Raw genomic sequence first — 19381 nt, forward strand, 5'->3', positions numbered from 1 at the left:
CACGCGCTGCAGCAGCTCGCGGTAGGTCACGTTCGTCACCGTACCGTCGTCGGCTTCGAACACGATCGCCGTTTTCTCGGCGTTGCCGAGCTCGATTTGCCGATCCAGGCAGTTGTACGACGCATTCAGCTCGCCGTCTTCATACCAGGTGTAAAACGGCGCATTCGATTCGTCGAGCACCTTCGTGAACGGCTTGTGCCACGACAACGTCTCGCGAGCGAGCTTCGCCCAGAATCCTTCGTAGTCGTGCTCCGCGTGCTCCATCAGCGCGCGGTACGCGTCTATTCCGGGAATCGATGCATTGGCAACTGTTTGAGCGCTGGGCTCGTAGATGCGGCCCTCGCGCAGGACCGATTCGATGACACTCACTGTCTCCTCCATAGGGTTGAGCACGCGAGCATCGGAACGACGCGCCGAGTTGCTGTCGGGTGTGCAAGCATCCGCTCGAGCCCGGCTTTCGCGTGCGGCCTCGATTCCCTACGCTACCGCTCTTCTCTTACCCAAAACTTACTCGGCCCCGTTTATGCGGGCATACCCGAACCCGCGACCCGCAAGGATCAGGGCTGACACTGCGGCCGGCCGCCGCCGAACGGCAGTCGCGGGCGAGCCGGCGCGCCATGCAGCCTGCCCTCGCCCTGCAGGGGCATGGCCACGCGGCCCCTCCGCGGCTGCGCTGCTAAGATGGCGATCTCGCGACCGAGGTCCTTTCACGGGAGAATCGCCATGCACTACCTGTTGTTTTACGAACTTGCGCCCGACTATCTCGAACGGCGCCCGCTTTTTCGAAACGAGCACCTGAAACATGCATGGCAGGCCGTCGAACGCGGCGAGCTCCTGCTGGGCGGGGCGCTCGCCGATCCGGTGGATCAATCGATCTTGCTGTTTCAATGCAAGGATGCCGAGACTGTCGATGCCTTTGCGCGCAACGACCCCTATGTACGGGAGCACATCGTCACCGGCTGGAAAATCAGGCCGTGGACGACCGTCGTCGGCGAAGGTGCCGACAACCCGATCCGCTGAGCCTGCCTACCCGGTTTCAGCCGCGCCGCGCGCTTGCGCCCGGGCCGAGTCGGCGCAACAGCGCGGCGTGTTGGGGATAGCGCGCGAGAAGCGCTAGCGTGTCGGCGAGTTCGAACGCGGAAAACTCGAAGCCTGGTGCCACAGTACATCCCACCAGTGCGAAGCTTGCATCGTTGTCCGTCGGCACGCACTCAGCCGCGAACCAGCAGCCTGCGGGCACCACCACCTGATAGGCGGCGCCTTCGTGGCTGAGGGCGTCAGCAAGCCGTCGCGTCGTCAAAACACCTGCCTCGTCGATCATGTGGATATCGAGCGGATCGCCTGCGTAAAAATGCCACACCTCGTCGGCATCGATGCGATGCCACGCGGAATAGGCGCCATCGCAAAGCAGGTAATAGATGGCAGTCGATGCGGCGCGTACGGGCCCCTGCGGCGCGTTTGCTCTGTCCGCCGAAGCCAACCGCACGACGCGGGCGCCGTCGCGGTGGGTTTCCCGGTAATAGCCTCCCTCCGGGTGCGGCGCAAGCCCGAGCCGATCGATCAATGCGCGCGCGGCGGCGTTCGATACGCTCATCGGTAGCCTCTCCTGTCGGAAATGGTGGGAACAGCGACGCAGTTTAGCCGCGAATGCGCCGTTGCTACAGCCAGCCGAACCGCTACACTTGAGCGCGTCGACTTTGAAGGACATCGATCCGTGACGCACCTCGTTTTCTTCTGCGGTCATTCGGGCACCGGCAAAACCACGATTGCCAAACGCCTGATCGGCCCCCTCATGCGCGAGACGGGCGAAGCGTTTTGCCTGCTCGACAAAGACACGCTCTACGGCGGCTACAGCGCGGCGGCCATGCGGGCACTGACCGGCGATCCGAACGATCGTGACAGCCCGCTCTATCTTCAGCATCTGCGAGACCCGGAGTATCGCGGACTGCTCGATACCGCGCGCGAAAACCTCGAACTGGGCATCAGCACGGTGGTGATCGGCCCGCTTTCCCGCGAAGTCCGCGATCGGCGCCTGTTCGATCGCAGCTGGCTCGGCATCGGCGACGACGTCGTCATTCGCATCGTCTGGGTATCGACGTCGGAGGACACGGCGCACGCCCGCATCGTGGGACGGCGCAATCCCAACGATGCTTATAAGCTCACGCATTGGGACGAGTATCGGCAGCGCCGCTTCGTACCCGATGGCGGCGCGCGCGAGGGGCTGATCATGTTCGACAATACGTCGCCCCGGCAGACCGATTTCGACGCCCTGCTCCGGGCTATCGTTGCCGCCCCGGGTCCCCTGGCTTGAACGTGCCTCCCCCCTCGCCCCGAGTGTTCGCCGCGCGTTCAGACGGACACGGCCGCCTCCGCTTCCAACGTCGCGCCATCGTAGAGACGCCCGAAGCGGTTCGCGAGAAATTCTCGCATCGATACCTGCTCCTGCCGAATGAACCCGCTGCGCGGCAGCCTGTTCTCGCGGAAAAGATCGAGGACCGCGCACATAGCGCCCGCAGTGGTGATTTCGATCGCGCTCATCGCCACGCCGCAGACATGCTTTGCGAAAACCTTGCGCGTGAACACCTCCTGCACGAGTTGCCCGTCGCGCATACCGGTGACGGTGACGAAAATGAGCACGACGTCTTGCGCAGTGGACGGTACCGCGCGCCGCATCATCGATTTGAGCGTATCGCGGTCGCTCGCAAGCCGCATATCCTCGAGCAGAAACTGCATGAGGTCTCGATGCCCGGGATAGCGCACGGACTTGTAATCGAGCGTCTCGACACGGCCCGAGAGCGTCTCGCACAGCGTACCCAGGCCGCCCGAGGTATTGAATGCCTCGTACTCGGTGCCGTCGAGGGAGAAGTGCTCGAGCCCTTCGAGCGGCTGCACCCATTGCTTACGCGAGTCGCGGATCGCTTCGCAAGGTTGGCAGTATTCGTTGATGAGCCCGTCGACACTCCAGGTCAGATTGTATTTGAGCGCGTTGGTGGGAAACTGCGGCAGCGCGCCGACCCGCATCTTCACGTCGCGAACCTGCGAAAAGCGGTTTGCCAGTTCGTGAGCGGCAATGCCGATGAACCCCGGCGCGAGACCGCATTGCGGCATGAACGCGTGCGCGGCACCGTCGGCCAGGCTGCGGATCGCATGGGTCGCCCGCACGTCCTCGGTCAAATCGAAGTAATGAACGCCGGCCGCCTTGGCCGCCGCAGCCACGTTGACGGCTAGGTAATACGGCAATGCGTTGACGAGCGCGTCGAATCCGTTCAAAGCCGCCTTCAGCGCATTCGCATCGGCAGAGTCGACGCGGTACGTGGAGATGCCTTGCGCCGCGAGCTTCTCGAGTACGACTGGATCGCGATCGAACGCGGCCACTTCGTAATCGCCGGTTCCCCCCAGCATGCGGGCGATGGTGTGGCCGATGAGACCTGCTCCGACGATGGCTACTTTCATGCGCTTCTCCTTGGCGTTCTGTTTGGTGGGTGCGCCCCTCCCGCCGCGCGGGACAAGGCGAGCGCAGTCAGCGCTTCAAAACAGTTTAAGGATGCGCAAAACCGGAAAACAGGCGCAAAGTGCCGTGGGCTGCGGCCGGTTTCGTCGAAAAGACGACTCCAACCGACACTTCGACGAAACGCGCCTACGTGAGCGTGCCGCGATCGATTTTTCGAGCGAGGATGATCGAGGTCGTCGTGCGTTCGACGCCTTCCAGCGCGCCGATCTGGTCGAGCAACTCATTGAGCCGCTCGGGGGAATCGGCTCGCAGCCATGCGACGTAGTCGTATTCGCCGCTGACGGCGCAGAGCAATTGCACTTCCGGCATCTTCGCGAGCCGCTTTTGAACGTCCGGACCGTACTTCGGCGCGAGAATGATGCCGACATAGGCATTGATACTGGCGTCCAGAACGTCCTGTCCGAGCCGTACGCCATAGCCGGCGATGACCTGCGTGCGCTCGAGCCGCTCGATGCGAGCCAGGACCGTGGTGCGGGCCACGCCGAGGCGGCGGGCCAGATTGGCGACGCTCTCGCGCGCGTTGGCCTGTAGCAATGCCACCAGGTTGCGGTCGAGTTCGTCGAGTTGATCGAGGCGTGGCGGTCTCATCGGTGAAAGGCGGGGCGCCCGGCTGAATGACAAGCGCCGCATTATCGCTCATCGCGCTTGCTCACGGGTGAGCTTACCGGGCGGTTTCATTTGTAAGCGCATGTCTCAAGGCGGACGAACGCCGCAGCGCAGTGGTACAAATCGACTTTGCTTGGCGCACCTCACTGCGCGCCGGCTGTTTGTTCGAACGAACGAAGGAGTTCCAATGAAAAAAACGTTTGTCATCCTCGCGTGCGCGCTCGCGGTCAACGGGGCGTTCGCGCAAACCGCCTCACAGGCGCCTGCGTCGGCGGCCTCCTCGACCGCCACGCCCGCCGAGAAGCACGAAGCTCGTATCGAGCAGCGTATCGCCTATCTGCACGGTCAGTTGAAGATCACGCCCGCGCAGGAGACGCAGTGGAAGGCATTCGCCGATGCCATGCGCGAGGACGGCGAGACGATGGGTAAGCTGTACGAGCAGCGCATGAAGGGCATCGAATCCGAGACGGCGCTCGACAACATGCACGAATACGCACAGCTCACGCAGGCGCATGCCGATGGCGCGAAGAAGCTCGCGGCGGCATTCGAGCCGCTTTACTCGAGCCTCTCGGCAGAACAGAAGAAGCTGGCCGATACCACCTTCCGGGAGAACATGGGCCGGCACAAGCACCGCGGCGCGCCCATCCCGAAAATGCCGAAGCCTTCGCAGCAATAACGCTTGCGCTGAAAAGGCGTGCGCGATGGCCGGCTTCGGGCTACGCTCACGCCTTTGTCTTGACGCCGCTTCGATGAACGAACTGAAAGATGTCGATTTGAGCCGCGATCCCGCCGCGGATCGATACGTGAAGGACGAGACCGTCAGTGTTGCCTTCGCGCAGAGCCCCGGCACGTTGATGAGCCTCGAAGGCCCCAATCGTTACGAGCCCGGCGACGCGCTCGTCACCGGAACGGGCGGCGCCAGATGGGTCGTCGAGCGCGCGCGCTTCGATGCCAAATATCTCCCTGCCGCCGCGGGCGTCGCCCACGGTGAAGCGGGTGCCTACCGCAATCGGCCGGTCGTCGTGCTCGCGAAGCGAATGACGCAACCGTTTTCGATCGCGCGCACGGCCAATGGCGACACGCTCACCGGTGCCGCTGGAGATTGGCTCATGCAGTACGCGCCCGGTGACTACGGCGTCGTGAAGGCTCAACGTTTCGCGGCCGTCTACCGTCGAGCCGATTGACGAGCCGTTCCGACGGCGTGTCCGTCATGGCCGCGGCTCATGCGAATTCGTCTCCCAATTCGATATCGACCTCGCGTGGCACGGCCTCACCGTTGGCATACTGCTCCTCCAGCGAGCCCAGCGCCGCTTCGACATAGGCGCGCAGGACCGCAAAACTGCGCGAGCGCATCCGCGCCGGCAGTGCTACGTAGCGCGCATAGGCGGGCGCGGAGAGACGGACGGTCAACGTCATGCGCCGCGCGGTCGCCCCGAAGCGCATCGCGACCCATTGAACGGCGAGTCCGGGCGTGCCGTTCTCCGCCGGCCGATCCGAAAACACTGTCTGCTCGGGAAAGAGGTCGCTGATGACGCGCGCGAGCGCTTCCAAGTGCGCGTTCGCACATTCGTAGCGATAAGCTTCCATCGTGGGGCACTCTCTCTTTTATGTCGACGACGCGTATGCGCCTGCGGATGCCCTGAAGCTCGCCGCGCGCGGCGAACCTGTCATACCGGTCACACTGGCCCGGTGGACGACCGCGCGATCAGTTCGCCCGGCAGCATCGCTTCGCGTACCGGATCGGTCGCACCTTCTATGCGCTCGTGTAAAAACTCGACGGCCCGGTAGCCGATCGCATAAGTCGGCTGACGGATCGTCGTGACGCCGACGAGCTCGGCCCACTCCGAATCATCGATCGCAATCAGCGCCGCGTGCTCTTGCCAGTGTACGCCGTAGCGCGCATGCAGATGCAGCGCCAAGGAAAGCGCAACCGGGCCATTGGCCGCGAACAAGGCCACTCGCTTGCGCCCTTCGGCCGAAGCGTTGGCCAGATGCGCATCGATCTCGGCATAGGCTCGATTCACCGCGTGCGTATCGCCGAGGTCGGCCACGATCGTACGTCCCATGACGGCGTGCTTCGCTTGCGCGAATGCGGCCCTGAACGCTGCTTCGCGCAGGCGGCGCGAGCTGATGCGCTCATAGGGCTGGACGACAAAGCAGATATCGTCGAAACCCTGCTCGAACAGATGCTGCATGCCCAAGCGCACCGCGGCATCGTTGTCGAGGCCGACCATATCGGCCGCGACCCCTTCGACGGTACGATCGACGAGCACTGCCGGCGTACCTTCGGCGTGAATCGGCTGCAGCGTCTCTTCGCTGACACCGAGCGCGTTGACGATCACGCCTTCGACGCGATATGTCGTCATCAGCTGTACGTAGCGCCGCTCCATCTCGAGTTCGTTTGCCGCGTTACATACGAGCGGCATCAGCCCGAGTGCGTGACACGCGGCCTCGACGCCGCGCAACACCTCGACGGTGTAAGGATTCGTGATATCGGCGACGAGCATGCCGATCAGCCGATTGCGCCCGCGTTTCAGCCCGCGCGCCATCTGGTTGGGCCGATAGTCGAGGCGCTTGATCGCGGTTTCGATACGTGAGCGCAACTCGGCGGAGAGGACATTCGTCTCGCCGTTCAGGAATCGCGAGACGCTGGTCTTGCCCGTGCCGGCTTCGCGCGCGACATCGCTGATCGTCGCGCGACGCGGTACCCCAGAAGGCCGAACGTTCATCGCGCGCCCTCTCCTCCGCGAAATGCGTGCTCGAATGCAAGTGCCAACGAAAATCTCCTCGTGGGAAACAGTGGCGATCGCCAAAGGGACGAGCCGGTGCTCTGCGTAGGACTGGCGCGGGTGCCGCTGCGGCGCGGCATCCGACGCGCTGCCTCGCGTCGCAAAAAAAGCGCGCCGTGGCGCGCTTCCCGACTCGTACGGTGGCCGCATCATAGCGCAGCAAGGCACGCCGCACCACCCGTCACGCCGCCAATTCGCCTACGCAATCTAGGAGGTGCGTTCGCATCTCATCGCGCTTGCCGCCCAAGAACCTCGCGGTTGGCAACGTTACCGACGAGTTTGCCGTCGAGCGCATCGAGAAGATTTTGTACCGCGCAGGAAGCCATCGCGTGGCGCGTCTCGTGTGTAGCCGAGCCGATGTGCGGCAGCGCGACGACCTGCGGCATGCGCAACAGCGGCGAGTCGCCGGCGAGCGGTTCGTGCTCGAAGACGTCTAGCCCGGCACCGGCGATCGTGCCGTTTCGTAGTGCCTCGATCAACGCGCGTTCGTCGACGATGGGCCCGCGCGATGCGTTGATCAGGATTGCACCGCGCTTCATGACGGCGAGCTCTCGCGCACCGATGAGCCCCTCCGTTTCAGGTGTGAGCGGTGTTTGCAGACAAACGAAATCGGCCTCGCCCAGCAGCGTATCGAGTTCTGCGCGGCGCGCACCGAAGGCCTGCTCGGCCGCCTGGTTGGGATGCCGATTGGCATAAAGCACGCGCATATTGAAACCGAGCGCGGCGCGGCGTGCGACAGCCGAACCGATGCGCCCGAGCCCGACGATGCCGATCGTCTTGCCCTGAACCTCGACGCCGTATTGCTGCGGCCCGATGCTGCCGCGCCAGTGTCCGGCCTTGACCCACTCCGCGAGTTCGACGACGCGTCGTGCCGTCGCAAGAATCAGCGCGAATACGGTATCGGCCGTCGACTCGGTCAGCACGTCCGGCGTATGCGCAAGGACGATGCCGCGCCGGTTCAGATCGGGCACATCGAAGTGATCGATGCCGACTGAAATCGTGGACAACACGCGCAGCCGCTGCGCGCCCTCGAGCATTGCGGGCGTGATCGGCACGCTTGCACCCACGGCGCCGTCGACGGCAGCCAGCGCGTCCGCGAGCGCAGAGGCGCGCGCCTCGGCGCTCGCAAACGCGGCTGGATCGAAGAGTTCGACCTCGGCGCGCTCGCGCAAACTGGCGAGCACATCCGCGGGCAATGGCTTATAAACGACGACACGGGGTTTCATCGGTTCACTTTCCCGACGCATGGGCATGTGCGCCAAGCGCTGCGCTGGCTTCAGGCTGAGCCTTGACCGCAAGTGTCAGCAGCACCGACGCGACGAGCGCCGCGCTCATGAAGGCATACGACGCAGCCGGCGAGCCCGTCGCGCCATTCAGATAGCCGACGAAATACGAGCCGACGAACGAGCCGAGCGCGCCCATGCTGTTGATGAGGGCCATCGCGCCACCCGCCACGTTCTTCGGCAGCAGCTCGGGAACGATGGCGAAAAACGGCCCATAGGGCGCATACATCGCCGCGCCCGCGATGACGAGCATCGCATACGAGAGCCAGAAATGCGTGCTGCCGAGCGCATAGGATGCCGCGAACGCCGCTGCGCCGATGAGCAGGCTCGGCCACACGAACGCCTTGCGCACGCGCAGCTTGTCCGATGCCCACGAAACGACGAGCATCGCGATGGTCGCCATCAGATACGGCAGCGCCGACAGCCAGCCCGTTGCCACCATGCCGAGTGCCAAGCCGTTTTTCAGGATCGACGGCAGCCAAAGGACGAATCCGTAGACGCCGATGCTCCAGCAGAAATACTGCGCGCAGAGCTTGACGACGGCGGGCGAGCGAAACGCTTCGGCGTAATTGCGCACGGGTTTGATCGTCGCTTGCTCGGCCGCGAGCGCCGCGTCGATGCCGCGCTTGTCTTCGGCGCTCAGCCACTTCACCTCGCGCGGGGTGTCGCGCGCAAGCGCCCACCAGCAAAACGCCCAGATAACGGCGGGAAAGCCCTCCGCGATGAACATTTCGCGCCACCCGAACGCATGCACGAGGTAGCCCGATACGACCGACATCCAGAGCACCGTGACGGGATTGCCGAGGATGAGGAACGTGTTGGCGCGCGATCGCTCGGCCCGCGTGAACCAGTTGCTGATGAAGATCAGCATGGCCGGCATGACCGCGGCTTCGACGACACCGAGCAGGAAGCGAATGGCGATGAGCGAAGGAACGTTGGCGACGACACCGGTCAGCGCCGCGCACGCGCCCCACAGAATCAGGCTGACGAAAACGAGCTTGCGCACGCTACGCCGCTCGGCATAGATGGCGCCCGGAATCTGGAAGAAAAAATAGCCGAGAAAAAAGAGCGCGCCGATCAGCGAAGACAATCCCGCGCTGACGCCGAGATCCTTGTTGATGCCGGCGGCCGACGCGAAGCCGTAGTTCGCGCGATCGAGATAAGCGAGGCTGTAGGTGATGAAGACGATCGGCATGATCGCCCACCAGCGGCGGGGGGCCAGGTTTGCGGGCATAGGTGTCTCCTCCATGTGAACAGGCTTGGCGCGGGGCGCGCCGAGCCTTCGTTACGTCATGCCGGGGCAGCGATCCGTTCGATCCGGTCGAGCTCGCCGCGCGTCGGAAATCCTTCCGAATCGCCGATCACCTGGACCGCCAGCGCACCGATGCGATTGCCGCGCGCCACCGCTTCGGGCAACGCCCGGCCTTCGAGCAACGCACTGATGACGCCCACGGCGAACCCGTCGCCCGCGCCGACGGTATCGACGACTTGCGCCACCGGTGCGGCCGCGGCGTACCCCGAATATTCGGCAGTGCGGTAATAGGCGCCGCGCGCGCCCAGCTTGACGACGACGCCGCGCGCGCCCGCATCGAGGTAGCAGGCCGCAATGTCTTCGGGTTTCGTGAAGCCCGTCAGAACCGTGCCCTCCTCGAGTCCCGGCAGCACCCAATCGGCAAGCGTGGCCAGCCGGTTCAGCGATGTCACCATGGCTTCGCGCGAGGGCCACAACGTCGGCCGCAGATTCGGATCGAACGAGATCGACTTGCCCGCCTCCCGCATTTCGCGTGCGAGGTGAAACGCAAGTTCGTGCGACGAGGCGGAAATGGCGGGCGCGACGCCCGTCAGGTGCAAGTGCCGTGCCGCCAACGCGTACTCGGGCGAATAGTCGTCGATCGACAAGTGGCTCGCGGCCGATCCCCTGCGGAAGTATTCGACAGCCGGATCGCGGCCGTCATCCTGCTTCGATTTCAATTGGAATCCGGTCGGGTACCGTCCGTCCACGCTCACGCGGCCCGCGTCGATGCCCTCCTTGGCGAGGGTATCGAGCACATAGCGGCCGAAAGAATCGTCGCCGACGCGGCTCATCCAGCCTACCTTGAAGCCGAGCCGGGCCAGGCCGATGGCCACGTTCAGATCCGCCCCGGCGATTCGCTTCGTGAACCGGTTCACCTGCGCGAGCGGCCCCGGCTCATCCGCGACGAAAAGCGCCATCGCTTCGCCGTAGGTGAGGACATCGAGAGAAAAGGACATCGAAGACTCCCAGGTCATGACTGTGTTCAGGTAGCGGCCAACCATGCAACGCGTCGGCGCGCGTCGTCGGCCACGCCTTGCTCGGCGAGCGGAAATTCGATCGCTCGCGGCACGCGCCGCGGCAGGATCGCGAAAATCGAGGGGAAAAACGGATCGTCGGCCGCGGGCGCGCACGCAAAACGGCGCGCTCCACTTCCCGTGACCCCTTTGCAATGGATGTACTCGACATGTTCGGCGAGGGCCTGGGCCGCCGCGAGCGGTGCTTCGCCAGCCCACTGCCAGTTGCCGATGTCGAAGGTCATGCCGAGTACATCGGGTGCCCCCTCTTCAGCGAGCGCATCGAACAATGCCACGAAGCGCGCGAGTGTGTCGTCGATTGCGCGTTGACCGTTCTCGACGAGAAGGCGCGCGCGCCCCTGATCGCAGATGCGCGCAATGGCGGCGGCATTCGCCCGCCCGGTGAATGTGCCCAGCTGCAGTTTGAAGTATCGGGCCCCCAGCGCGTCCGCCTCGGCCTGCGCTGTCGCCAACGCGTGGTGATCGAGCCGCCCTTCGATATACAGGCACGCCGGCGTCGAGTAGACACACCACAGGCCACGTTTGCGCGCCTCGGCGCCCAGCCTGGCGAGCGCTTCGTGGCTGGCATCGGCGTCGCTCGCAAAAAGCTCCCGCCGCACTTCGAAGCCGTGAGCGCCTGCGTCCGCCGCGACGCCCAGCCAGGGGGAATGTCCGCTGCGCCAGACCGGATCCGCACCGAACGCATTCGCAACGATCACGATCTCGGTCATCGGACACCCATTTTGATGCGTTGCGAGATCGTTTGGAACCGGTTCCATCAGCAATCCAAAAAAACGGGCACCGACGGCCCGACTTCGGAATGATGCCCGCACACCCGGGTTTCTCGCCATTATGGAAAGCCCTTAGCTCCAGGTGTCGCCTCGGACAGGCACATATCGATGAACGCCGTGGCGACGCGGGATTGGGCGCCTTCATGTGGCACGAGAATCGAAAACCGACGTGTCAGCGGCCGCGGTGCCAGCGAAAGCGCTCGTAGCGCCCCATCCTCGTGGCGCATCGCCAGCGCCGATACGAAACCGACGCCCATGCCGGCCCGCACCGCTTCTTTAACACCTTCGACGCCCGCTACCCTGAGCGCCACGTGCATCGGCACGCCGGCCGCTGCGAATGCCTGCTCGACGATCTGCCGCACGCCGGAGCCCTCTTCACGCAACACGATGGGAAAAGCGCTCAACGCACCGAAACTGACCGTGCCAACCGCCCCGTCGGACGACCCGGCAAGCGGGTGATCCGCCGGCACGATGGCCACGATCTCGTCCTCGCCCCAGCCGCGAAGCCCGGTTCCCGGCGGCAGGCCCGCCCCCGGCGGGCCCTCGACCATTGCGACGTCGAGCGTCTGCAGCGCGGCGACGATGTCCGCGGTGTTGCCCCCCGACGTCATCACGGTCACATCGGGAAAACGTCGCTGAAACGCGGCGATCAGGTACGGCAACAAATAGCTTGCAAGGGTGGTGCTCGCGCCCACGCGCAGGCTCCCACGCGCGAGACCTCGCAATGCGTCGCGATAGGCGTGGGCCTGCCGGTATGCGTCGCTCACGTGCTGCGCGTACTCGGCAAGCTGCTGACCGGCAGGTGTCAGCTGTATGCCCCTGCCGTGCCGCCGGTAAAGCGGCTCGCCGAACTCGTCCTGCAATTGCCTCAGTTGGCCCGAGACGGCGGGCTGCGACAAATGAAGTGCGCCCGCGGCATGGCTGATATTCAGATGCTCGGCGACGGCGGCGAAGGTTATCAGTTGGTCAGGGGTCATTGGCGACAATATCGGTATAGCCGATATATTACGTCGCAAATGACAATTTTCCATATCGATATGGTGGAAATACCATAAACCCTGTTCCTCTTCCCGCTGAAGGCACCTCGATGTCTCACTCCTCCCAATTTTCTCTTCCTGCCGCAACGCATGGGGGGTCCGACAAACAGGGCCATCTGAATGGTCTCCTTTTCGTTGCACTGTTCGCCGCCGCCGTAACACGGCTTGCCGCTTTGCCGTCGCTCGCCGCGTTGGGCGTGAGTCCGTTGATCGTCGGCATCGTGGCTGGCGCCATCTACGGCAACACACTGCGGGCCGGGATGCCTGCCCATTGGGCCAGTGGAGTCAACTTCGCTGCGCGCCGCCTGCTGAGAATCGCGGTTGCGTTCTTCGGGCTACGGGTGAGCCTGCAAGAAATTGCTCAGGTGGGCCTGCCTGGCCTCGCCGTGTCTGTCCTGGTGGTGCTCAGCACACTGGCTGTGGGAACCTGGATCGGTATGCGGCTATTCAAGCTCGACCGCGACACCGCGATGCTGACCGCCGCCGGTAGTGCGATTTGCGGGGCGGCCGCGGTGCTCGCGTTCGAATCGACACTGCAGTCGAAGCCCGAGAAAAGCGCCGTCGCCGTGGGGAGCGTGGTGCTGTTCGGCACGCTTTCCATGCTCCTTTATCCGTTGGCGTACCGCGCGGGCTGGCTGCATCTCGATACGACCGGGGTGGGACTGTATTTCGGCGGTACGATCCATGAAGTCGCGCAAGTAGTCGGCGCTGCGAGCGATGTCAGCCCGGCGGCGACGCATGTGGCGACGATCGTCAAGATGACGCGCGTGATGCTGCTCGTACCCGTTCTCCTCATGGTCAGTGCCTGGCTCATGCGCTCGGACGCGCGCACCCATGCCGATCGGCCGCGCGCGGCCAGGCTGGCGGTCCCCTGGTTCGCGTTGGGCTTTCTGGCCTGCGTGCTCGCCAATTCCCTGCATGCGTTGCCGCATGGCGTCGTTCAGGCAGCCAACGCGCTCGATACCTTCGCACTGACGATAGCCATGACCGCGCTCGGAATCGAAACGCGGCTCGTGCACGTCCGCCGTGCGGGCCCGCGTGCGCTGGCAACGGGTCTCGTCCTCTATCTATGGCTGAGCGTCGCGGGACTGGCCATCACCTGGGGCGTCCAACGGTACCTGGGCTGAACGAACCGCCTCGCGGAGCGATCAAAGCCATCGGCGCCCTGGCGCCACCGCTCGTTTCAAAGGAGAAATCGATGGCTTATGAGCTGCATTACTGGAACGGCTTGCAAGGCCGCGGCGAGTTCGTCCGCCTGGCGCTCGAGGAGTCGCGCGCGCCCTATATCGATGTCGCCCGCGGCCGTGCCGAGGAGGGGTATGGCGAGAGCGCCATGCTGGAGGTCATGTCGAGCAAAACCGAGCCGCACGTTCCGTTCGCCCCGCCTTTTCTCAAAGACGGCGATCTGATCGTGCCGCACACCGCCAATATCCTGCTCTATCTCGGGCCGAAGCTTCATCTCGCGCCGAAGGACGAGCTTCGCTACGTCGTGCACGGCCTGCAGCTGACGATCGCCGATATGGTCACCGAGGTCCACGATACTCATCATCCGATTGCCACCGGGCGCTATTACGAGGAGCAAAAGGATGCCGCCCGTGCCCGCGCGGCCGATTTCATCGAGCACCGCCTGCCGAAGTTCATGGGGTACTTCCAGCGCGTTCTGGCACAAAACCCCAACGGCGGCCGATATATGGTGGGCGACAGCCTGACCTACGTCGATTTGTCGATGTTCCAGCTGATCGAGGGGCTGCGCTACGCGTTTCCACGTGCGATGAAGCGGTTCTCGGCCCGCTATCCCGGCCTCGCCGCGTTGCATGACGCCGTCGCCGAGCGCCCGAACATCGCCGCTTATCTCGCCTCCGAACGACGCCTGCCGTTCAACGAGACCGGCATCTTCAGGCATTACCCCGAACTCGACAAGGACGTGCGCTGACGATGTCGTCTTCCGACAAGGCTGCGGTGCGAAATGGCGACGCGCGCGCCGAAAAGGCGATGCTATCCTTGCGCTCGACGCAATCCGCCACCGCCGCCGTGCTTTCATTCCTGCTCCGCCTGCGTACCCGCGCTCAAGCCGTGTTTCGCCTGTCCGAGGCCCATACGATGTTGTTGTGGGCCGTCGCCACGGGTTTGCTCGGCGCCTTCGCCACGATCGCCTTTCGGCGCTGCATCGATCTGCTCCAATGGGCGATCTCCGGGCGGGCCAGCGGCTTAGTCGAAATGGCGCGCGCGCTGCCGTGGACCGTTCGGCTCTGGCTGCCCGCGGCCGGCGGTCTGATCGCGGGCAGCATCCTGATGCTCTCGCAGCGTCGGGCCAGCGGGCCGGCGAATTCGGACTATATGGAAGCGATCGCGATCGGCGATGGTGTCGTGCCGGTCTGGCAGAGCGCGTGGCGCAGCGTTTCGGCGCTTTTCACCATCGGCTTCGGCGGCTCGATCGGCCGGGAAGGCCCGATGGTTCAGTTGGCCGCCCTCGCCGGCTCGATCATCGGCCGCCTCGTCCATTTCGATTCGCAGCGCTTGCGTCTGCTCGTCGCCTGCGGCGCGGCGGCCGGCATCACTTCAGCGTATAACGCACCGATCGCGGGCGCGTTCTTCGTCACCGAAATCGTACTCGGGTCGATCGCGATGGAGAACTTCGGCCCCGTGGTGGTGGCCTCCGTCGTCGCGAACATTACGATGCGCGAGTTCGCGGGCTATCGGCCGCCTTATGAAATGCCGGAATTCCCGCCCATCGCCGGTCTCGAGGTGCTGCTTTTCGTTGCGCTGGGCTTTCTGTGCGGTGCGGCGGCGCCGCAGTTCCTGCGGCTCATCGATCTCGCACGCACACAGTTTCGCAGGCTGCCCGTATCCCTGCCGTTGCGGCTCGCCCTCGGCGGACTCGTCGTCGGACTCATCTCCGTCTGGGTCCCCGAGGTCTGGGGCAATGGGTACAGCGTCGTCAATTCGATTCTGCACTCGCCCTGGACCTGGACGGCGCTCGTCGTCGTCCTCGCCTGCAAGCTCGTAGCCACGGCGGCGACGGTGGGCTCCGGCGCGATCGGCGGCGTATTCACGCCGACGCTGTTCGTCGGCGCGACACTGGGCTCGCTGTTCGGACTTGGCGTACATGCGCTTTGGCCGCACGGCACCTCGGGCGCGTTCGCCTACGCGATGGTCGGCATGGGCGCGTTTCTGGCCGGTGCGACGCAGGCTCCGCTGATGGCGATCCTCATGATCTTCGAGATGACGCTCAGCTATCAGGTCGTATTGCCGCTGATGCTGTCTTGCGTCGTGGCGTATTTCGTCGCCCGTGCCATCGGCAACGCATCGATGTACGACATCACGCTGCGCCGCCACGCGGACGAACAAGAACGGATGCGCCTGCGGGCAACGCAGATGCGCGAGCTCATCCAGCCCGCGGATACCGTCGTGCCGCTTACCGCCAGCGTGCGCGAGATGACGCGAATCTTCCTCGAATATCCCGTCAAGTATCTCTACGTCGTCGATGCGGAGGGCCGTTTCCTTGGCGTGGTCGCGCTGAAGCACATCACCTCCGATCTACTCGAGAAGCGCGACACCGCGTCGCGCACCGCGGCCGATTATTTGCAGCCCGAATTTGCAACGCTGACGCCCGATATGCCGATCAGCGTTGCATTGCAGCGTTTTCTGGCCTTTCAGGGCGAACGGCTGCCCGTCGTCGCGAGCGCGGAGGAGCCTACCTTGATGGGGGCGGTCTACAAAACCGCCTTGCTCGACGCGTACCGTCGGATGAATCCGGCAATCTGATGGAGCATGGGCCGCGCGTGATGGCCCGGATGGCAAAGCTCGGCAATTTCTCTACAATGAAACGGAAGCTGGGCAACGACGCGGTACCGTGCGCAACGCACCGGGTGAGCGTTCTCCTGGCCGATTCGTCGATCCGGAGCGAAGATGAGCGAGCCGTTCCTCGATGCCGTGCGCCGCGACCACGCGGGATGGATTTTCGTCCATATTGAAGGCGAGCCGTACGACCGTGGCGAGCAGCACGGCAAAGTGTTGGCCGCGGAAATCCACAACGCGATCCGCACCGCCAAATATCTCGCCCGCTGGGATACCGGGGAAGAATTCGAAACGTTCACGCGTGCTGCCGTCGAACAGTTTTCGCGCAAGCTCGATACCGAATATCTGGACGAAATTCAGGGCATCGCCGACGGTGCAAAGTTGCCGTTCGCCGACGTGCTCGCATGGAACGGCTATATGGACCTGCTGCAAAGCTGGTGGCCGACCCAGGCGGCGGCGCGGGATCCTTCGGCCGGCATCAAGCCCTGGCGCGGCCGGCGGGGGCATCACTGCAGCGCATTCATTGCGACCGGCAGCGCAACGCGCGATGGCCGCATCGTCATGGCCCACAACTCGTGGGACCGCTACGCGGCGGGCGACGCATTCAACGTGGTATTCGATATCGTCCCCGACGCGGGACACCGCATTCTGATGCAGGGCCTGCCCGGCTGCATTTCGAGTCTGACGGACTTCTGGCTGACGTCGGCCGGTCTCATGGTGACCGAAACGACGATCTCGAACTTCGCCGGGTACAACCCATCGGGCGCGCCGGAGTTCTACCGTTCGCGGCGTGCGACGCAATACGCCAACTCGATCGGCGAGTGGTGCGACATGTTCGCGCTGTCGAACAACGGTGGCTATGCGAACAGCTGGTTGCTGGGCGATTTGAAAACAGGCGAAATCGCTCGCTTCGAACTCGGGCTGCACGCCCGCGGGTTCGAAAGCACCAAGGACGGCTTCTATAGTGGTTGCAATACCGCCACGAATTTGAAAATTCGCAATCAGGAGTGCATTGGCGAGGGCGAAGACTATACCGACGTTCGTAAAAACGGAGCGCGCCGCCTGCGTTTCATGCAGTTGGCCGACATCCATCACGGCAAGATCGACGCCGAGCTCGCAAAGGAAATGATCGCCGATCATCACGATGTCTATCTCGACCGCGACGACAATCCTTGCTCGCGCACCATCTGCGGGCATCTCGAACTCGACGACGCGCGCTTCGCCGGTCACGACCACGGGCCGTTCAATCCTTGGGGGGCGAACGATGGCAAAGTCGTCGACAGCGAAATGGCGCGCGATCTCGCGTTCTGGGCGCGCTGGGGGCATCCCTGCGGCCGCCCGTTCGATGCACAGGCGTTCATGAAACGCCACCCGCAGTGGAATTGGCTCAACGGTTACATGCGCGACAGGCCCTCGTGGCCCTGGACGCGCTTCGAAGTGCTGCGCTAGGGCACGCCCTGCCCCGGGCACGCGGCATGCTGCATTTGCCGGTCGGAAGACGACTCAAAGGCTGCATGTCGCATCGAGAAGGAGGTCGAGTCATGAAAGTCTCGACACTGACGACCATGGCATTGCTTTCGGCATCGTGCTTCGCCGCACCCAACCATACGGCGGCGCTCGACAGCCTGACGGCACGCGCCGCGCTCGCCGCGGCGCGGATCAACGCGCCGCCCGTGGCACCGCCCGCGCCGCATGTGCTGGCCGGCACCGGGCCGGGACCCCAGCATTGGAGCCGCATCGAATTGCCGAAACCGCACGGCCTCGCGGCCCGCTTCGGTCCGCACGAGCGACAGGCGCAAACCTGAAGACGGCCCCCGAAGCCCGGAGGACCGCAATCGAGCCGCAACAGAGCCGCCGCCGCATGTCGGCGGGCGGCGCCCCATACTGCCAAAGGAGCATGCTCATCATGTCGACACCCGCGGTCCCGGACGAACCCATCGATCTTCAGATCGCGGATGTACTGCATGCGGTGTCCTTTCCCGCGAACAAGGACGAGATCGTCGACATTGCTCGCGATGCCGGCGCGAGCAATGAACTGCTGGCGATTCTCGACGGGCTGCCTGAGCAGGACTACGCCGACGTCGATGCGGTCACGCGGCTGATCGGCAGCAACTACGGGCCCGGCGTCAGCGTTTGACGGCGAGCCGCCCCGGCCGGCGATGTCCGGTGCCGTCTAGCCTATCAGGCCTTTGATCTTCTCGACTGCGCTCGCCCGGTTCGAGACGATCGCGGCAACCGCCTTCGCCGCACCTTCCTGAAGGTTTCCTCGTCCGAACAAGGTCGCGAGAATGAGCATGGCAATCGGGCAGCGGCCATCCTGGCCCAGGACATGGGGGAAGCGGTATTTGAACACCTCGTGCTCCGTCGGGTTCGACTGCGCGGCGCCCCAGAGCGCGCAAGCACTGTAGTACCCGTCCCGGTGGCGTTCCTTGCCTTTCCTCGCAGCGAGCTTTTTTGCAACATAATGGCCGCCTTTGTCGAGCGCACCGTAAGTCGCCAGCGGGAGCCCCACGAGCGGATGCAGGCCGGCGGCCGACGACGACGCCCCCTTCATCCATTCCTGCGCAATATTTGCCGCCTCGGCGCAGCAACTGCACGTACCGCGGTAGCGGTCCTGGAGTGCCAGCAGGGGATCGAGCTTGCTGCCCGTCACGAGCACCGAGATGACGGTCGTGATATGGCTGAGAACGCTGAGATAACCGTTTGCGAGCGTTGTCGCATTCGCAGCGGCGTTGGCGCTCATCCACCACGTCATGCACTGTTGCACAAGCGAGCTGTTGGTCGTGCTCATTACGGTGCTGACCATCGGCTGAACCGCGACAAACGTTCCTACCGCGCTGATGGTGGCGTCGGTCACATCGTGGACTTGTTTGACCCCTTCGAAGACCTTGCCGACCGTCTCGCTGCCGGTGGCTCTCGCGACGAGCTGTCCCGCTGCATTGATCGCCGTCGGCACGGCCGAGGTCACGAGCTGCCCAACGGTATCGGCGAGCGCGCCCGCTTTGGCTCGCGTGAACTTCGGTTTCGTCTCGATCAGGGTATAGACGAGCTGCTTGGATTCTTCGTAGCTGGTGCCCAACCCGGACTGCATCGCGCGAATGTCTTGCGCGCCTTTGAGCAGTAGCAACATCGCCTGCAGAATCTCGAGATCCCGATGCAGATTCCCGGTGTGTGGCGAGGGCGTCCGGGCGTCCATCATCAGCCGCAGTCGTCGCCTGGCGTCCTCATACCTGTCTTCTTGTCCCATCGTCGACTCCTT

At 64.3% G+C, this 19381-nt stretch carries 22 protein-coding genes; 10 read left to right on the forward strand and 12 right to left on the reverse strand.

Annotated features, from left to right (window positions below; all coding sequences use genetic code 11):
- The coding region (locus tag VGL01_RS12415; protein ID WP_331569677.1) for an acetyl-coenzyme A synthetase N-terminal domain-containing protein at positions 1 to 369 on the reverse strand (369 nt) is incomplete at its 3' end.
- Between the two features lie 354 nt (positions 370 to 723).
- On the opposite strand from VGL01_RS12415, the gene VGL01_RS12420 reads away from it, so the two are divergent.
- Positions 724 to 1020: a YciI-like protein gene (locus tag VGL01_RS12420; RefSeq protein WP_331569679.1), complete on the forward strand. Its 297-nt coding sequence runs from the start codon at positions 724 to 726 to the stop codon at positions 1018 to 1020.
- A 16-nt stretch (positions 1021 to 1036) separates the two neighbouring features.
- Here the strand turns inward: VGL01_RS12420 and VGL01_RS12425 are convergent, their stop codons facing one another.
- Complete coding sequence (locus VGL01_RS12425) at positions 1037 to 1594, reverse strand: cupin domain-containing protein (RefSeq protein WP_331569681.1); 558 nt, start codon at positions 1592 to 1594, stop codon at positions 1037 to 1039.
- A 120-nt stretch (positions 1595 to 1714) separates the two neighbouring features.
- Between VGL01_RS12425 and VGL01_RS12430 the strand changes: the two genes are divergently transcribed.
- The gene (locus VGL01_RS12430; protein ID WP_331569683.1) at positions 1715 to 2311 is read left to right on the forward strand and encodes an ATP-binding protein; all 597 of its coding nucleotides are present in this window, start codon (positions 1715 to 1717) and stop codon (positions 2309 to 2311) included.
- A 38-nt stretch (positions 2312 to 2349) separates the two neighbouring features.
- On the opposite strand, the gene VGL01_RS12435 is transcribed toward VGL01_RS12430, so the two are convergent.
- Positions 2350 to 3453, reverse strand: a complete 1104-nt coding sequence (locus tag VGL01_RS12435; protein WP_331569685.1) for a saccharopine dehydrogenase family protein — start codon at positions 3451 to 3453, stop codon at positions 2350 to 2352.
- A 184-nt stretch (positions 3454 to 3637) separates the two neighbouring features.
- Entirely contained in the window at positions 3638 to 4099 is a 462-nt protein-coding gene (locus VGL01_RS12440) for an Lrp/AsnC family transcriptional regulator (RefSeq protein WP_331569687.1), read from the reverse strand.
- A 205-nt stretch (positions 4100 to 4304) separates the two neighbouring features.
- Here VGL01_RS12440 and VGL01_RS12445 point away from each other — a divergent pair, with 205 nt between their 5' ends.
- Both VGL01_RS12445 and VGL01_RS12450 read left to right on the forward strand, forming a co-directional pair.
- The gene (locus VGL01_RS12445; protein WP_331569689.1) at positions 4305 to 4793 is read left to right on the forward strand and encodes a Spy/CpxP family protein refolding chaperone; all 489 of its coding nucleotides are present in this window, start codon (positions 4305 to 4307) and stop codon (positions 4791 to 4793) included.
- A 73-nt stretch (positions 4794 to 4866) separates the two neighbouring features.
- A complete protein-coding gene (locus VGL01_RS12450) occupies positions 4867 to 5301 on the forward strand; it encodes a PGDYG domain-containing protein (protein ID WP_331569691.1) in 435 nt (144 codons plus the stop codon).
- A 37-nt stretch (positions 5302 to 5338) separates the two neighbouring features.
- Here VGL01_RS12450 and VGL01_RS12455 read toward each other — a convergent pair whose 3' ends face one another.
- The 7 genes from VGL01_RS12455 to VGL01_RS12485 form a co-directional block, all read right to left on the reverse strand.
- Positions 5339 to 5704: a DUF3022 domain-containing protein gene (locus VGL01_RS12455; protein WP_331569693.1), complete on the reverse strand. Its 366-nt coding sequence runs from the start codon at positions 5702 to 5704 to the stop codon at positions 5339 to 5341.
- 89 nt (positions 5705 to 5793) lie between these two features.
- On the reverse strand, positions 5794 to 6846 hold the full coding sequence (locus VGL01_RS12460; RefSeq protein WP_331569695.1) for a LacI family DNA-binding transcriptional regulator: 1053 nt from the start codon (positions 6844 to 6846) through the stop codon (positions 5794 to 5796).
- A 287-nt stretch (positions 6847 to 7133) separates the two neighbouring features.
- Positions 7134 to 8132 (reverse strand): D-glycerate dehydrogenase, encoded by a 999-nt coding sequence (locus VGL01_RS12465; RefSeq protein ID WP_331569697.1) that lies wholly within the window; start codon positions 8130 to 8132, stop codon positions 7134 to 7136.
- 4 nt (positions 8133 to 8136) lie between these two features.
- Positions 8137 to 9423, reverse strand: coding sequence for an MFS transporter (locus VGL01_RS12470; protein WP_331569699.1), 1287 nt, complete (start codon positions 9421 to 9423; stop codon positions 8137 to 8139).
- A gap of 56 nt (positions 9424 to 9479) precedes the next feature.
- Positions 9480 to 10439 carry a sugar kinase gene (locus VGL01_RS12475; RefSeq protein ID WP_331569701.1) on the reverse strand — a complete coding sequence of 320 codons (960 nt, stop codon included), beginning with the start codon at positions 10437 to 10439 and terminating at the stop codon, positions 9480 to 9482.
- A 26-nt stretch (positions 10440 to 10465) separates the two neighbouring features.
- Positions 10466 to 11227 (reverse strand): TIM barrel protein, encoded by a 762-nt coding sequence (locus VGL01_RS12480; RefSeq protein ID WP_331569912.1) that lies wholly within the window; start codon positions 11225 to 11227, stop codon positions 10466 to 10468.
- A gap of 119 nt (positions 11228 to 11346) precedes the next feature.
- Entirely contained in the window at positions 11347 to 12264 is a 918-nt protein-coding gene (locus VGL01_RS12485; protein WP_331569703.1) for a LysR substrate-binding domain-containing protein, read from the reverse strand.
- Between the two features lie 110 nt (positions 12265 to 12374).
- Between VGL01_RS12485 and VGL01_RS12490 the strand changes: the two genes are divergently transcribed.
- The 6 genes from VGL01_RS12490 (at position 12375) to VGL01_RS12515 (ending at position 18259) form a co-directional block, all read left to right on the forward strand.
- Complete coding sequence (locus VGL01_RS12490) at positions 12375 to 13451, forward strand: YeiH family protein (protein ID WP_331569705.1); 1077 nt, start codon at positions 12375 to 12377, stop codon at positions 13449 to 13451.
- Between the two features lie 71 nt (positions 13452 to 13522).
- Entirely contained in the window at positions 13523 to 14257 is a 735-nt protein-coding gene (locus VGL01_RS12495; protein ID WP_331569707.1) for a glutathione S-transferase, read from the forward strand.
- A 98-nt stretch (positions 14258 to 14355) separates the two neighbouring features.
- A complete protein-coding gene (locus VGL01_RS12500; RefSeq protein ID WP_331569914.1) occupies positions 14356 to 16089 on the forward strand; it encodes a ClcB-like voltage-gated chloride channel protein in 1734 nt (577 codons plus the stop codon).
- A gap of 144 nt (positions 16090 to 16233) precedes the next feature.
- On the forward strand, positions 16234 to 17571 hold the full coding sequence (locus VGL01_RS12505; protein ID WP_331569709.1) for a C45 family peptidase: 1338 nt from the start codon (positions 16234 to 16236) through the stop codon (positions 17569 to 17571).
- Positions 17572 to 17663: 92 nt separating this feature from the next.
- Entirely contained in the window at positions 17664 to 17927 is a 264-nt protein-coding gene (locus tag VGL01_RS12510; protein ID WP_331569711.1) for a hypothetical protein, read from the forward strand.
- Between the two features lie 101 nt (positions 17928 to 18028).
- A complete protein-coding gene (locus tag VGL01_RS12515; protein WP_331569712.1) occupies positions 18029 to 18259 on the forward strand; it encodes a DUF2795 domain-containing protein in 231 nt (76 codons plus the stop codon).
- Between the two features lie 36 nt (positions 18260 to 18295).
- Here the strand turns inward: VGL01_RS12515 and VGL01_RS12520 are convergent, their stop codons facing one another.
- On the reverse strand, positions 18296 to 19369 hold the full coding sequence (locus VGL01_RS12520; RefSeq protein ID WP_331569714.1) for a hypothetical protein: 1074 nt from the start codon (positions 19367 to 19369) through the stop codon (positions 18296 to 18298).
- Positions 19370 to 19381 lie beyond the last annotated feature (12 nt).

The organism is Trinickia sp. (assembly GCF_036503415.1).
Classification (GTDB): Bacteria; Pseudomonadota; Gammaproteobacteria; order Burkholderiales; family Burkholderiaceae; genus Trinickia.

Bases quoted from the DNA above. Each gene is read 5' to 3' on its own strand.
- VGL01_RS12420 (WP_331569679.1), top strand. From the start codon at position 724: ATGCACTACCTGTTGTTTTACGAACTTGCGCCCGACTATCTCGAACGG.
- VGL01_RS12425 (WP_331569681.1), bottom strand. From the start codon at position 1,594: ATGAGCGTATCGAACGCCGCCGCGCGCGCATTGATCGATCGGCTCGGG.
- VGL01_RS12455 (WP_331569693.1), bottom strand. From the start codon at position 5,704: ATGGAAGCTTATCGCTACGAATGTGCGAACGCGCACTTGGAAGCGCTC.
- VGL01_RS12520 (WP_331569714.1), bottom strand. From the start codon at position 19,369: ATGGGACAAGAAGACAGGTATGAGGACGCCAGGCGACGACTGCGGCTG.
- VGL01_RS12495 (WP_331569707.1), top strand. From the start codon at position 13,523: ATGGCTTATGAGCTGCATTACTGGAACGGCTTGCAAGGCCGCGGCGAG.
- VGL01_RS12475 (WP_331569701.1), bottom strand. From the start codon at position 10,439: ATGTCCTTTTCTCTCGATGTCCTCACCTACGGCGAAGCGATGGCGCTT.
- VGL01_RS12470 (WP_331569699.1), bottom strand. From the start codon at position 9,423: ATGCCCGCAAACCTGGCCCCCCGCCGCTGGTGGGCGATCATGCCGATC.
- VGL01_RS12440 (WP_331569687.1), bottom strand. From the start codon at position 4,099: ATGAGACCGCCACGCCTCGATCAACTCGACGAACTCGACCGCAACCTG.
- VGL01_RS12515 (WP_331569712.1), top strand. From the start codon at position 18,029: ATGTCGACACCCGCGGTCCCGGACGAACCCATCGATCTTCAGATCGCG.
- VGL01_RS12480 (WP_331569912.1), bottom strand. From the start codon at position 11,227: ATGACCGAGATCGTGATCGTTGCGAATGCGTTCGGTGCGGATCCGGTC.
- VGL01_RS12490 (WP_331569705.1), top strand. From the start codon at position 12,375: ATGTCTCACTCCTCCCAATTTTCTCTTCCTGCCGCAACGCATGGGGGG.
- VGL01_RS12505 (WP_331569709.1), top strand. From the start codon at position 16,234: ATGAGCGAGCCGTTCCTCGATGCCGTGCGCCGCGACCACGCGGGATGG.
- VGL01_RS12485 (WP_331569703.1), bottom strand. From the start codon at position 12,264: ATGACCCCTGACCAACTGATAACCTTCGCCGCCGTCGCCGAGCATCTG.
- VGL01_RS12450 (WP_331569691.1), top strand. From the start codon at position 4,867: ATGAACGAACTGAAAGATGTCGATTTGAGCCGCGATCCCGCCGCGGAT.
- VGL01_RS12460 (WP_331569695.1), bottom strand. From the start codon at position 6,846: ATGAACGTTCGGCCTTCTGGGGTACCGCGTCGCGCGACGATCAGCGAT.
- VGL01_RS12465 (WP_331569697.1), bottom strand. From the start codon at position 8,132: ATGAAACCCCGTGTCGTCGTTTATAAGCCATTGCCCGCGGATGTGCTC.
- VGL01_RS12435 (WP_331569685.1), bottom strand. From the start codon at position 3,453: ATGAAAGTAGCCATCGTCGGAGCAGGTCTCATCGGCCACACCATCGCC.
- VGL01_RS12445 (WP_331569689.1), top strand. From the start codon at position 4,305: ATGAAAAAAACGTTTGTCATCCTCGCGTGCGCGCTCGCGGTCAACGGG.
- VGL01_RS12510 (WP_331569711.1), top strand. From the start codon at position 17,664: ATGAAAGTCTCGACACTGACGACCATGGCATTGCTTTCGGCATCGTGC.